Below are 12068 nucleotides of genomic sequence, written 5' to 3'. Positions count from 1 at the left end.
GCGCGGTTCCCCGCGCCCCTGAAGACGAAAGGCAGGGGCGCGGCCCCGACTTTCAGGGGCGCGGGGAACCGCGCGGCCCGCCACGGCGGCGCCGCAGCCTTCCACGGCCCCGCCGCGCCCTCAGAGGCGCCCCCCAGGGCGCGCACCCCCGCGTCCGCCTACGTCGCACGCCCCATAGAACGTGCGAAGTCTTGACAGTGCCCCCGTGCGCGTCAACTCTGAAGCGCAGAGCCGATCGCCCCAGGATCGCCCCAGGGAGGCGATGATGCCAGCAGCGCGGGAATCCCTACTGGACGCCGCCTACACGGCGCTCGGACGCCGTCCGTGGTCCGCCGTACGAATGGTCGATGTCGCCGCCGTGGCCGGGGTCTCCCGGCAGACCCTCTACAACGAGTTCGGGAGCAAGGAAGGGCTTGCCCGTGCGCTCGTACGGCGGGAGGCCGATGCGTATCTCGCGGGGGTGGAGCGTGCTCTCGTGAGCCGTCCGGAGCCCCGGGAGCGCCTGGCCGCGGCGGCCGAGTGGACGGCGTCCGCCGCCCGGGGGAACGCGCTGGTGCGGGCGATGCTCACGGGGTGCTGGGGAGAGCGGCTGCCCTCTCCGACCCTGTCAGCCGTGCCGTCGTCCTCGGCCGTGCCCGCTCAGCGCCGGGCCGACGGGCCGCTGCCCTCGCCCGGCGACTTCGTGGCGCTGGTACGGGACCGGGCCGTCGCCTCGCTGGCCGCGCACGGCGGGTCGAAGTCCGAGGCGGCGGAGCTCGCCCGGGCCTGTGAACTCGCGGTGCGGCTGGGGGTGTCGTGCGTGCTGGCCCCGGCGGGCGAGGGAGGCACGGCGGGACTGGTCCGCAGCGCCCTGGCCACGGTGCGTTCCGTGGTCTGACGGGCCCGCGGAGCCGTCTCCCGTCTCGGGTACGACTTCAGCGCGACTTCAGCGCGACTCAGCGCGGCCTCGGGCCGACGCCGGGCGCGACCTCAGTGGGACGAGCCCGACAGCTGCAGGCCGATGACTCCTATGATCACGAACGAGATCGAGACGATCTTCAGCGTGGACACCAGGTCGTCGAGGAAGATCATGCCGTAGATCGCGGTGCCGGCCGCGCCGATGCCCGTCCACACCGCGTAGGCGGGCCCCACGTCGAGCTTCTTCAGGGACAGGGTGAGGAGGCCGAAACTGCCCAGCGCGAAGACGCAGAAGGCGACCGTCGGCCAGAGTCTCGTGAAACCGTGGGAGAGCTTGAGGCAGACGGCGAAACCCGTCTCCAGGAGCCCCGCCACGACAACCAGCAGCCACGCCATGTGATGCCCTCCCACGCTCCGTGACCGCTTCGTCTCGCTTGGATCCGGCTTGGTGCGATTATGCCTTTACCGTCGCGACGGCGATGCAAACAACACAGAGGTCACGCAGGGAGTCGGCCGCGATCGGCCGCGACGGGCTGCGACCGGCCGCAGCCGATCACGGTCAGTCGCCCTCGCGCCGCTCCCGGGTCGAGAGCAGCCGGCGCAGCGAGTAGAGGCGGGCCGGGTCCGCGTGCCCCTTGGCCACCCACTCGTCCAGCGCGCAGTCCGGCTCGTCGTGGCTGCACGCGCGCGGGCAGCCCTCCGTGCCGGGCTCCAGATCGGGAAACGCCTTGATGACCTGCGACGGGTCCACATGGTGCAGCCCGAAGGACCGCACGCCCGGCGTGTCGACGACCCAGCCCTCGTCGCCCGGCAGCGGGATCGCGCGCGCCGAGGTCGTGGTGTGCCTGCCGCGGCCCGTGACCGCGTTGACCACACCCGTGGACCGCCGCCGCTCCGTCGACACGAGCGCGTTGACCAGCGTCGTCTTGCCCACGCCCGAGTGTCCGACGAACGCCGTGATCTTGCCGTCCAGCTGCTTGCGTACGCGGTCGACGGCCTCGCCGCTCTCCAGCTCCTCCCGGCTCGTGACGACGTACGGGACCCCCAACGCCCCGTACTGCTCCAGGAGTTCGTCGGGTGACGCCAGGTCCGACTTGGTGAGGACGAGGATCGGGTCGAGGCCGGCGGCGTACGCGGCGACCAGGCAGCGGTCGATCAGGCGGGGGCGCGGCTCCGGGTCGGCGAGGGCCGTGACGATGGCCAGCTGGTCGGCGTTGGCGACGACCACCCGCTCGTACGGATCGTCGTCGTCGGCCGTACGGCGCAGGACCGAGGTCCGCGGCTCGATGCGGACGATCCGGGCGAGGGTGTCCTTCTTGCCGGTCAGGTCGCCGACGATGGCCACCCGGTCGCCGACGACCGCCGCCTTGCGGCCCAGTTCGCGTGCCTTCATGGCGAAGATCAGACGGTCCTCGACGAGGCAGGTCAGCCGGCCCCGGTCGACGGTGACGACCATGCCCTCCGCCGCGTCCTCGTGCTTGGGCCGGATGTTCGTCCGCGGGCGGTTGCCCTTGCGGTTGGGCCGCGAGGGGATGTCGTCCTCGTCGGTGTGCTTGCCGTATCGGCGCATGATCCCGGTCCGCCCGTCAGTTCCCGAGCATTCCGGTCCACAGATCGGGGAAGTCCGGCAGGGTCTTCGCCGTCGTCGCCACGTTCTCGATCTGTACGCCGTCGACCGCGAGGCCGATGATCGCGCCCGCGGTCGCCATGCGGTGGTCGTCGTAGGTGTGGAAGATCCCGCCGTGCAGCGGGCGCGGGCGGATGGTGAGGCCGTCGGCCGTCTCGGTGACGTCGCCGCCGAGTTCGTTGATCTCCTTGGTGAGCGCGGCCAGCCGGTCCGTCTCGTGCAGCCGCAGATGGGCCACGCCGCGCAGGGCCGAGGGGGAGTCGGCGAGGGCCGCGACCGCCGCGATGCCCGGGGTCAGCTCACCGACCTCGCCCAGGTCCACGTCGATGCCGTGGATCGAGCCGGATCCGGTGAACTCAAGGCCCCGGTCCGTCAGTTCGCAGGAACCGCCCATCTCGGTGAAGATCTCGCGCAGCCTGTCGCCCGGCTGGGTGGTGCGGACCGGCCAGTCGGGGATGACGACCGTGCCGCCGGTGACCAGCGCGGCAGCCAGGAACGGCTGGGCGTTCGACAGGTCCGGCTCGACCGTCAGGTCGCGGCCGAGGAGCGCGCCCGGCGTGACCCGCCAGACGTTCGGCTCGCCGCCCGACTCCGGGGTGTCCACCTGGGCGCCGATCGAGCGCAGCATGTCGACGGTCATCCGGATGTGCGGCATGGACGGCAGCGTCGAGCCCGTGTGCCGTACCTCCACGCCCTGGTTGAAGCGCGGGCCTGACAGCAGCAGCGCCGACACGAACTGCGAGGACGAGGACGCGTCGATCTCCACCGTGCCGCCCTCCAGAGCCCCGCCGCCCTGCACGGTCAGCGGCAGCGTGCCGCGGTTGTCGTCGTCGATACGGGCGCCGAGGGCGCGCAGGCCGTCGATCACGCCGTTCAGCGGCCGCTCGTACGAACGGGGATCGCCGTCGAAGCGGATGGGGCCGTCGGCGAGCGTGGCGACCGGCGGCAGGAAGCGCATCACCGTGCCGGCGTTGCCCACGTCGACCGTGGTCGGGCCGTGCAGGCCCGAGGGGATGACCCGCCATGCCTCGCCGGAACCGTCGGGGCCCACGCCCTCCTCGATCCCGACGCCCATCGCCCGCAGGGCACCGGCCATCAGGAGAGTGTCGCGGGAACGCAGCGGGCGGCGGAGCCAGCCGGGCTCGGCGGCGAGGGCCGCGAGGACGAGCGCGCGGTTGGTGACCGACTTGGACCCGGGCACGTGGACCGTCGCGTCGACGGCTCCGCTCGCGTGCGGGGCGGGCCAGAGGGCGGTGTGTGCGGGGTTAACGGGCATGCCCTCACTTTAAGGGTTCGCCCCTTGCAGAGATCTTGATCGAAAGCGGTGGTGCGCTCCGAGGGGGTGGGGGGTGCGCTTGAGAGCTCGGGAGGCCGGTGTGGTCGGGCGGCTGCGGGTTCGCTGTGGCTGGTCGCGCGGTTCCCCGCGCCCCCTAGAAGGGGCCGCGCCCCATCAGGCACTGCGGCCCCACCCGATATCTCACACGCCTCACAGGTCCAGCAGCCAGTTGGCGCCGGCCAGCAGGGAGCACAGGGACACGGCGTGGAACAGGAACAGCCACAGCCCGGCCGGTATGTGCGTCAGCCGTGACAGCTGGTCCGCGTCCGAGTCGCCCGCCCCGCCCCGCATGCGCTTGGCCTGGAGTTCGAAGGCCGGGCGGACTCCGCCGAGCAGCAGGAACCAGACGACGGCGTACGCGAACGCCGCCTGTACCTGGGGACCGGCCAGCCAGGACACCACCACGAACGTGCCGCCGCTGACGAGGACCGTGAGGGCGCCGTACGCGTTGCGGATCATCACCAGCATGGCCACGAGGAGCAGCGTGGCCAGCCAGAGCAGGGCGGTGATGTGGCCGGCGGCCAGCAGCGCGGCGCCGCCCAGGCCGAGCAGCGGGGGAGCCGTGTAGCCCGAGGCCGCGGTGAGGATCATGCCCGGGCCGGTCGGCTTGCCGCGGCTGACGGTGAGACCGCTGGTGTCGGAGTGCAGCCGGATGCCGCTGAGGCTGCGGCCCGTGAGCAGCGCGACCAGACCGTGGCCGCCCTCGTGGGCGATGGTGATGGCGTTGCGTGAGAGCCGCCACACCGGGTGCGGCACGATCACGGCCAGCGCGGCCACCATCGTGGCGACGACGACCCAGGTGTCGGGGTCGGGCTGGCTCCCGAAGACCTCGTCCCAGAGGGTCGCCAGCGAGGTGGCTGCGGTGCTGTCCATTGTTGGCTCGGGCTCCCTTGGGGGGTATGGAATCTGGCAGTCTTGCACGTATGTGCGGACGGTATGCAGCGAGTCGTGGACCCGAGGATCTCGCAGGAATCTTTGAGATCGAGAAGTGGGAGCCCGAGGAGGCCCTGGACCCCGATTTCAACGTTGCTCCGACCAAGGAGGTCTACGCGGTCCTGGACCGTCCTCTCAAGGACGCGGACAACCCCGATCCGGTTCGGCAGCTGCGCCGCCTCAAGTGGGGCCTGATCCCCTCCTGGTCGAAGACGCCCGAGGGCGGCGCACGGATGATCAACGCCCGCGCCGAGACCGTCCACGAGAAGCCCTCGTTCCGGCGGGCCTTCACCTCCCGGCGCTGCGTCGTCCCTGCCGACGGCTACTACGAGTGGGTGACCGGCACCGGCGAGCGCGACCTGGAGGTCGAGGGCAGGAAGAAGCGGCCTCGCAAGCAGCCGTACTTCGTGCTCCCCGCCGACGGCTCCGTCTTCGCGATGGCCGGGCTGTACGAGTTCTGGCGGGACCGGACGCTGCCCGACGACCACCCGCGGGCCTGGTGGGCGACCTGCTCCGTCATCACCACGGAGGCGGAGACCTCCCCGCTCGCGGTCGGCCCCGAGGAGGGCCCGCGCTCCCTCGCCGACATCCACCCGCGCATGCCGCTCATGCTCACCCCGGACCGCTGGGACGCCTGGCTCGACCCCTCCCGCACGGACGTCGAGGACCTGCGCTCCCTGCTCGCGCCGCCGCCCCAGGGGCTGATGCGGGCGTATCCCGTCTCCACGGCGGTGAGCAACGTCCGCAACAACGGCCCGGAGCTGCTGAAGGAGCTGGAGGGGCCCGAGGAGGGCACACTCTTCTGACGTGAAGCATGTGACGGAGATCATCGAGTCGGTCGAGACAGAGGCGGGCACCGCCCGTGTCACCTGGCACCGGGCGAAGCGGAAGGCGAGGCTGGTGCTGGCCGTCAGCCATGGCGCCGGTGGCGGTATCGAGGCGCGCGACCTGCGGGCCCTCGCCGCCGCACTGCCCGCGCACGGAGTGGCCGTGGCCCTCGTCGAACAGCCCTGGCGGGTGGCGGGGAAGAAGATGGCGCCCGCCCCGAAGACGCTGGACGTGGGATGGCGGGGCCTGTGGCCGGCGCTCGTGGAGCCGGGACTCCCCGTCGTCGCGGGCGGTCGCAGCGCCGGAGCCCGGGTCGCCTGCCGCACGGCCACCGAGCTGGGCGCGCACGCCGTCCTCGCGCTCAGCTTCCCCCTCCACCCGCCGGGCCGCCCGGAGAAGTCCCGCGCCGACGAGCTGCTCGGCGCCGGGGTGCCCACGCTCGTCGTCCAGGGCGGAAACGACCCGTTCGGACGCCCCGAGGAGTTCCCGCAGGGCTCGTACGAACTCGTCGAGGTGCCGTACGGCGATCATGGCTTCGCGGTCCCGAAGCGCGCCCCCGTCGACCAGGACCAGGCACTGACGGTCGTCACGGACGGCGTCCTGAAGTGGGTTTCGTCACTCCCGTGACCCCGGGAATGTTGCGCCCCGGACCACTGTTGTGCGGATCAGACAGCACGGAAGGTGTGCTGGGAGACGTCGTACGAGAGGAAGTCCGCCGCATGGGTTCGACCATCTGCCCGAGCCGTGGGAGCAGGACAGACCTGGAGTGGTCGGTGCTGCACGCGGCGAAGACCGCCCCTGTTCGGGTGGCGGGCGGACCGGATCGGCAAGCCGCCGCGACCGCTGGTCGTCTATTCTCCGATTCAGGTGGGACCGGTTTCGGCCCCGCCCAGACTCTGGAGGAGGTGGGTCCGGTCACAGGGACCGACGCAGGGACCGACAACGGCCAGGCGGAGCAGCCCGAGAATGCGGGCAGCAGCGAGTCGACCGCTGAGCGCAATGTGCGCTTCGAGCGGGACGCGCTGGAGTTCCTCGACCAGATGTACTCGGCCGCGCTGCGCATGACGCGGAACCCGGCCGACGCCGAGGATCTGGTGCAGGAGACGTACGCCAAGGCGTACGCGTCCTTCCACCAGTTCCGTGAGGGCACCAACCTCAAGGCGTGGCTGTACAGGATCCTCACCAACACCTTCATCAACTCGTACCGCAAGAAGCAGCGCGAGCCCCAGCGGTCCGCCGCCGAGGAGATCGAGGACTGGCAGCTGGCGCGCGCCGAGTCGCACATGTCGACCGGTCTGCGTTCCGCCGAGTCGCAGGCGCTCGACCACCTGCCCGACTCGGACGTCAAGTCGGCGCTGCAGGCGATCCCCGAGGAATTCCGGATCGCCGTCTATCTGGCGGACGTCGAGGGCTTTGCGTACAAGGAGATCGCGGACATCATGGGGACACCCATCGGTACGGTGATGTCCCGCCTGCACAGGGGTCGCCGTCAGTTGCGCGGCATGCTTGAGGACTACGCCAAGGACCGCGGCCTCGTCCCGGCGGGCGCCGGAGAGTCGGACGGAACGAAAGGCTCGGGCTCATGAGCTGCGGAGAGCCGCACGAGACGGACTGCAGTGAAGTACTCGATCATCTCTACGAGTTCCTCGACCACGAGATGCCCGATGCCGACTGCACCAAGTTCGAGGTGCACTTCGAGGAGTGCTCACCGTGCCTTGAGAAGTACGGACTCGAGCAGGCCGTGAAGAAGCTCGTCAAGCGGTGCTGCGGTCAGGACGACGTGCCGACCGATCTGCGGGCGAAGGTCATGGGCCGTATCGAACTGATCCGCTCGGGGCAGACGGTGCCCGAGCACGAGGTGACGACCGCGGACGTCCGCGGCGCCGCCGCCGAGGGCTGAGAAGCTCCCGAGCCCTCTGTGGGCACACCCGATGCCGGACCGGTTCAGCCGGTCCGGCTTCCGGGCTTCACGGGTGTGGCGTCAGATGTCCAGCCCGCTCTCGATCCGCTTCAGGCTGTGCCGGGCCAGCGCCAGGTTGCTGCGGCCGCGGTCGAGCGCGAGGTACAGGAAGAGCGTGCCGCCGCTGGCGGTGAGCGGGCGTATCAGGTGGTACTGCTTGCCCAGCGTGATCAGGATGTCCTCGATGGTGTCGTCCATGGCGAGCGAGGACAGCGTCCGCATCTTCGCGCGCATCACCTCGGTGTTGCCCGCCGACGCGAGTTCCAGGTCGAGCGTCGGTCCGCCGCCGAGCGTGCCGAGCGCCATGCCGCTCTCGTAGTCGACGAGGGAGACGCCGATGGCGCCTTCCACGGACATGGCTTCCTTGAGCGCGGTCTCGATGTTCATGCTGCTGCCCCAATTCCTCGGTGACGCTGTCCGGTCGTTGCCCGTACAACTACGATCGAACACAAGCGCGTAGTGCGTCACAAAATACAAAATATGATGCCTGTTGCGTAAGTTGAATCTCAAAGTAGTGTGCGACGTCAAGACGTGAAGGGGGAACGGGGTAATGACGACGGCCGTTGATGCTTCCCTGGTCCGGCTTCTCGACTCCCCCGGGGTCACCGGCGTCGCCCTGGTCGACGCGGTCACCGGCCTCACCTACGGGGTGGCCGGGAACGTGGAAGAGGCGGGAGACGGCGCCGACTGCGCCGAACTCGCGGCCCTCATCGCCGAACGACTGGGGCGGGCGGGCGCCGAGGGGGAGTTGGAGAGCGTGATCATGACCAGCACGCGGCGCCATCAGGTGCTGCTCGCCGTCGAACGGCCGGCCGGTGACCCGCTGCTGCTGACCGCGGGGATGGACCGGGAACGGGCCAACCTGGCGCTCGCCACGCGGAGTCTGGCCGACCGGGTCGCCGAGGTGCTCGCATGACGACGGGCGAGGCGCGCAATCTGCCCGCGCTCCTGCAGGGGTTGCACGACGAGGGCTACAGCGGCACCGTGCGGGTCTCCGGCTCCCCAGGCGGAACGATTCACCTGAGGGACGGCCTGATCGGCGCCGTCGAGACCCCCGGCGCCCCGGCCGCCACATCGGTGCTGCTCACCCCGGGCCGGATCGACGACGAGACCTGGCTGGCCGCCTGCGCGGCGGAGCGGGACACGGAACGGCTGGGCGCGTATCTGGTCGCCGCGGGCCTGGTGGGCGCCGCCGAACTGGAGATCGTGTGCACCGCGTCGGTGTTCGACGCGGCCTTCGCCATGGCGATCGGCCCGCCCGGCGGCTGGACGCTGGGCGACCCGGAACCCACCCTCCTCGCCGGGCCCGGTGTGGAGCCCCGGCGGTTGACCGAGGAGACCACGCGGCGCATCGTGCGGCTCTCCGGCCCGTGGGGCGCGCCCGGCGAACTGGCCCGGATACGGCCAGCGCCGGTTCCGGACGCCGGCCTGCGCCGCGGCCTCTCGGACCGCCACCGGTCCGTACTGACCACGGTCAACGGCCGCCGTACCGCCCGGGACATGGCCTTCACCCTCGGGCGCGGGCTGTACGCGATCATGCTGGACCTGACCCGTCTGGAGGCCCAGGGCCTCATCCGCTGGGAGACGGGCGTGGTGTCCGACGGCCGGCCGAGCACCGCACCCCGCGTGCTGCCAGGACGCGGCCCCTCCGACGAGCCGGTGGCGGCGACCACGCCGGCCGCGCCCGCCGGGAAGGCCGCCCCGCTGCCGAGGCGTACCCGCGGCGGCGCCTCGCGCCCGGGGGACTCCCAGGCGCACGAGGCCCAGGCACGGGACGACCGGGCGCGGGACGACCGTGCGCGGGAGGGCCCGGTTCGGGAAGGCGCGCCGGGGCAGCAGCCCGTTGCGGGACCCGTCGAGGGACCCGCTGAGGCAAGCGACGCTCTTGCCGCGGGGACGACCGGGGGGCACGGGGGCTAGTGAGTTCAAGCAGACGTCGGGCGGCGAAGCGGCTTCGACGGGGGACGGGCGCCGGAGCCCGGCGGACCGCGGATCGCCGGACGCGCGGCCCGGAGAGCGCACCCGGCCCGGACCTCGCGCCGGGCCAGGACGGCGGGGCCGTCCCGGACGCCGGGTCCCGGCACGGAGCGACGCCGGGCCCGGACACCGTTCCCGGGTCGGGAACCGCACCGGACCGGGGGGCGTCCGGCCGGCCGTCGACGTCCGCGCACAGACCACCACCGCTGCCGGTACGGGGCACGCCCTCGCCCTCCGGATCGCAGCCCCCGTTCGCGTTGCCCCCGCTGTCGCCCGAGCAACTCGCCGCCGACCAGCCCTCGCTCGACATGCTGCGCCGGGTCCGCCGGGGCCTGGGCGCACTTCCGGAAGCCGACTGACGCCGCTCCGACCGCACCACGACCACTTATGCACGCAGCAAGGAGCGCCATGAGCGACACGCCGCCCAATCCCCTCACCGAGATCCTGACCTCCCTGCGCGACCGGGTGATGGGGGTCTCCGAGAGCGTTCTGTCCACGGCGGACGGGCTCCTCGTCGTCGCCGACACGGACTCCTCCCACGCCGAGTCCATCGCCGCGCTCGCCGCCGCGACCCTCGGGGTGAGCCGCCGGATGGCCGACCAGACGGGCGTCGGCGCGCTGCGCGAGGTGGTGGCGAGGTGCGGTTCGGGGCACGTCATCGTGATGGCCGTGGGCGACCGGGCACTGCTGACCGTGATGGGGGACGACGGCCTCGACCTCGCCGCGCTCCAGCGGGAGTCGCCCGCCACGGTGGAGCGGCTGACCCAGGCACTCGCGGCCGACGTGGCGAGCTGAACACGGCCCCGGAGGGCGACGCCTCCAGCCAGAACGCACGGTCTCGTACAGGCGTCCGGTCGTAGCCGAGCGAGCGGCCTCGTACGAACGCGCGGCTCACTCGAACGGGCGAATCTGCCCCTGTCGGCCAGGTGATTCGGCCCATGCCTCCCCCGGGTGCGCCCGGCCGCCCTATCGTCCATGTCCCGAAGCCTGTACGGGGCTTGTGCCGGGCGGACCCCCCGTCCGGTCGGCCGACGAGTCCGGGCCACCGGGAGGGGAGCGCCATGCGGTCGGTTCCGCCGTGGGCGCGTGTCTACGTCGTCTGCACCGCGCTCGCCGCGGCGTTCTGTGCCGTGCCGGTGCCGGACACACACGCCCCGTGGGCCGCGGTGGCACTGTTCGCGGTGCTCTGCGCGGCCTGCGAACTGCTCGCCGGCAGCCGCTTCGCGGGCGACGGCGGCCCCGAGGGCGCGGGCACGTCCGTCGAGTCCGGGGCCTCCCTCAGATGGCACACCCCGGTGATGCTCGCCGCCGCCTTCCTGCTGCCCCCGCCCGCCGCCGCGCTCGTGCCGTTGCCGGGGGCGCTGCTGGCCCGGGTCGAACAACGGCCCCGGTGGCCGCGCCGGGTGTGGCGGGCCGCGCAGCTCGCGCTCGGCACCTGGGCGGCCTCGAAGGTCCACTGGTCGCTGGGCGGCCGGGACGCGGTCGTCACGTCCGACTTCCCGTACGCCCTCGTGGTCGCCGGCGCGGCCGTGGTGGCGTTCTGCCTGGTGCTGACCGTGCTCGACGGAGGGATCCTGGCGCTCGCCGAGCGGGTGCCGTTACGGGCCGCCTGGCGCGGCCTGTTCCTGCGCTCGCTCGCGCCCGTCACCGTGCACGGGCTCGCCGGACTGATGATGGCGGTGCTCTGGCGCAGCCCGTACGGACCGGCCGCCGCCCTGCTCGTACTGCTGCCGATGTACGTGTCGTGGTGGGTGTTCGCGCAGTACCACCGGGAGCGGGCCGCCCACCGGGCCACCATCCGGGCGCTCGTGCACGCCGTCGACATCAAGGACGGGTACACCCGCGGGCACAGCGAGCGGGTGGGACAGGCGTCGATGGTCATCGCGCGTGAACTGGGCATGGACGACGAGCGGGCCGAGGTGCTCAGGTTCGCCGGCATCCTGCACGACGTGGGCAAGCTCGGGGTGCCCACCCGGCTGCTGCGCAAGGACGGGCCGCTGACGCCCGAGGAACGCCGGGTGATCGAGCTGCATCCCGAGTACGGGCACGAGATGGTCCGCGGGATCGGATTCCTCGGGGAGGCCAGATCGGCGATCCTGCACCACCACGAACGGCTCGACGGAAGCGGCTATCCGTACGGGCTGAAGGGGTGCCAGATCCCCGAGTTCGCCCGGGTGGTGGCGGTGGCGGATGCCTTCGACGCGATGACGTCGACCCGGTCGTACCGGCGGGCGCGGCCGGTCGCCGCCGCGTTGGAGGAGCTGGAGCGGTGTGCGGGGGCGCAGTTCGACCCCCGGATGGTGGAGGCGCTGACGCGGGGGCTCGGCCGACAGGGGTGGCATCCCGTCGTGACGGCGGACGAGACGCCGCCGCACGGCAGGACCCGCCCGCCCGCACCCCCCGCTCCCGGTGAGCCGGACGGCCGGCGCAGGACCCTCGACGGAACCAGACCATGACGGCCCCCGCGCCCGCCTGCCGCGCGACCCCGCCCGCAGCCCGCCGGAGGTCCC

At 72.3% G+C, this 12068-nt stretch carries 14 protein-coding genes; 9 read left to right on the top strand and 5 right to left on the bottom strand.

Annotation, left to right across the window (positions count from 1 at the left end; all coding sequences use genetic code 11):
• Positions 1-262 precede the first annotated feature (262 nt).
• Positions 263-877: a TetR/AcrR family transcriptional regulator gene (locus OHS59_RS16020; protein ID WP_328494072.1), complete on the top strand. Its 615-nt coding sequence runs from the start codon at positions 263-265 to the stop codon at positions 875-877.
• 92 nt (positions 878-969) lie between these two features.
• Here OHS59_RS16020 and OHS59_RS16015 read toward each other — a convergent pair whose 3' ends face one another.
• From OHS59_RS16015 to OHS59_RS16000, 4 genes are all read right to left on the bottom strand, one after another.
• Positions 970-1293, bottom strand: a complete 324-nt coding sequence (locus tag OHS59_RS16015) for a DMT family transporter (protein WP_055526050.1) — start codon at positions 1291-1293, stop codon at positions 970-972.
• Between the two features lie 163 nt (positions 1294-1456).
• A complete protein-coding gene (rsgA, locus tag OHS59_RS16010) occupies positions 1457-2467 on the bottom strand; it encodes a ribosome small subunit-dependent GTPase A (RefSeq protein WP_328494071.1) in 1011 nt (336 codons plus the stop codon).
• A 16-nt stretch (positions 2468-2483) separates the two neighbouring features.
• A complete protein-coding gene (gene aroA, locus OHS59_RS16005) occupies positions 2484-3800 on the bottom strand; it encodes a 3-phosphoshikimate 1-carboxyvinyltransferase (RefSeq protein ID WP_328494070.1) in 1317 nt (438 codons plus the stop codon).
• A 210-nt stretch (positions 3801-4010) separates the two neighbouring features.
• A complete protein-coding gene (locus tag OHS59_RS16000) occupies positions 4011-4733 on the bottom strand; it encodes a M50 family metallopeptidase (protein ID WP_328494069.1) in 723 nt (240 codons plus the stop codon).
• A 50-nt stretch (positions 4734-4783) separates the two neighbouring features.
• On the opposite strand from OHS59_RS16000, the gene OHS59_RS15995 reads away from it, so the two are divergent.
• The 4 genes from OHS59_RS15995 to rsrA all read left to right on the top strand — a co-directional run bounded on the left by OHS59_RS15995 (position 4784) and on the right by rsrA (position 7521).
• Positions 4784-5599 (top strand): SOS response-associated peptidase, encoded by an 816-nt coding sequence (locus tag OHS59_RS15995; protein ID WP_328494068.1) that lies wholly within the window; start codon positions 4784-4786, stop codon positions 5597-5599.
• Positions 5600-5609: 10 nt separating this feature from the next.
• Complete coding sequence (locus tag OHS59_RS15990; protein WP_328499226.1) at positions 5610-6248, top strand: alpha/beta hydrolase family protein; 639 nt, start codon at positions 5610-5612, stop codon at positions 6246-6248.
• A gap of 278 nt (positions 6249-6526) precedes the next feature.
• Positions 6527-7207, top strand: a complete 681-nt coding sequence (locus OHS59_RS15985) for a sigma-70 family RNA polymerase sigma factor (RefSeq protein WP_328494067.1) — start codon at positions 6527-6529, stop codon at positions 7205-7207.
• Positions 7204-7521, top strand: a complete 318-nt coding sequence (rsrA, locus tag OHS59_RS15980; protein WP_210889914.1) for a mycothiol system anti-sigma-R factor — start codon at positions 7204-7206, stop codon at positions 7519-7521. The genes OHS59_RS15985 and rsrA overlap by 4 nt, the downstream gene beginning before the upstream one ends.
• Before the next feature lie 81 nt (positions 7522-7602).
• Here the strand turns inward: rsrA and OHS59_RS15975 are convergent, their stop codons facing one another.
• Complete coding sequence (locus OHS59_RS15975; protein ID WP_328494066.1) at positions 7603-7968, bottom strand: hypothetical protein; 366 nt, start codon at positions 7966-7968, stop codon at positions 7603-7605.
• Between the two features lie 163 nt (positions 7969-8131).
• On the opposite strand from OHS59_RS15975, the gene OHS59_RS15970 reads away from it, so the two are divergent.
• The 4 genes from OHS59_RS15970 to OHS59_RS15955 all read left to right on the top strand — a co-directional run bounded on the left by OHS59_RS15970 (position 8132) and on the right by OHS59_RS15955 (position 12014).
• Positions 8132-8497, top strand: coding sequence for a hypothetical protein (locus OHS59_RS15970; RefSeq protein ID WP_328494065.1), 366 nt, complete (start codon positions 8132-8134; stop codon positions 8495-8497).
• On the top strand, positions 8494-9501 hold the full coding sequence (locus tag OHS59_RS15965; protein WP_328494064.1) for a hypothetical protein: 1008 nt from the start codon (positions 8494-8496) through the stop codon (positions 9499-9501). Before OHS59_RS15970 ends, OHS59_RS15965 begins: the two co-directional genes overlap by 4 nt.
• Positions 9502-9966: 465 nt before the next feature.
• The gene (locus OHS59_RS15960) at positions 9967-10353 is read left to right on the top strand and encodes a roadblock/LC7 domain-containing protein (RefSeq protein WP_328494063.1); all 387 of its coding nucleotides are present in this window, start codon (positions 9967-9969) and stop codon (positions 10351-10353) included.
• Positions 10354-10619: 266 nt separating this feature from the next.
• Entirely contained in the window at positions 10620-12014 is a 1395-nt protein-coding gene (locus OHS59_RS15955; protein WP_328494062.1) for an HD-GYP domain-containing protein, read from the top strand.
• Positions 12015-12068 lie beyond the last annotated feature (54 nt).

The organism is Streptomyces sp. NBC_00414 (assembly GCF_036038375.1).
Lineage (GTDB): Bacteria > Actinomycetota > Actinomycetes > Streptomycetales > Streptomycetaceae > Streptomyces.
The sequence above is the reverse complement of the archived record's forward strand: the minus strand, read 5'-3'. Positions and strand labels throughout refer to the sequence as shown.

Excerpts from the sequence above, each read along its gene's own strand:
- rsgA (WP_328494071.1), bottom strand. The coding sequence starts at position 2,467 with ATGCGCCGATACGGCAAGCACACCGACGAGGACGACATCCCCTCGCGG.
- OHS59_RS16000 (WP_328494069.1), bottom strand. The coding sequence starts at position 4,733 with ATGGACAGCACCGCAGCCACCTCGCTGGCGACCCTCTGGGACGAGGTC.
- OHS59_RS15975 (WP_328494066.1), bottom strand. The coding sequence starts at position 7,968 with ATGAACATCGAGACCGCGCTCAAGGAAGCCATGTCCGTGGAAGGCGCC.
- OHS59_RS16020 (WP_328494072.1), top strand. The coding sequence starts at position 263 with ATGATGCCAGCAGCGCGGGAATCCCTACTGGACGCCGCCTACACGGCG.
- OHS59_RS15995 (WP_328494068.1), top strand. The coding sequence starts at position 4,784 with ATGTGCGGACGGTATGCAGCGAGTCGTGGACCCGAGGATCTCGCAGGA.
- OHS59_RS15965 (WP_328494064.1), top strand. The coding sequence starts at position 8,494 with ATGACGACGGGCGAGGCGCGCAATCTGCCCGCGCTCCTGCAGGGGTTG.
- rsrA (WP_210889914.1), top strand. The coding sequence starts at position 7,204 with ATGAGCTGCGGAGAGCCGCACGAGACGGACTGCAGTGAAGTACTCGAT.
- OHS59_RS16015 (WP_055526050.1), bottom strand. The coding sequence starts at position 1,293 with ATGGCGTGGCTGCTGGTTGTCGTGGCGGGGCTCCTGGAGACGGGTTTC.
- aroA (WP_328494070.1), bottom strand. The coding sequence starts at position 3,800 with ATGCCCGTTAACCCCGCACACACCGCCCTCTGGCCCGCCCCGCACGCG.
- OHS59_RS15955 (WP_328494062.1), top strand. The coding sequence starts at position 10,620 with ATGCGGTCGGTTCCGCCGTGGGCGCGTGTCTACGTCGTCTGCACCGCG.
- OHS59_RS15970 (WP_328494065.1), top strand. The coding sequence starts at position 8,132 with ATGACGACGGCCGTTGATGCTTCCCTGGTCCGGCTTCTCGACTCCCCC.
- OHS59_RS15960 (WP_328494063.1), top strand. The coding sequence starts at position 9,967 with ATGAGCGACACGCCGCCCAATCCCCTCACCGAGATCCTGACCTCCCTG.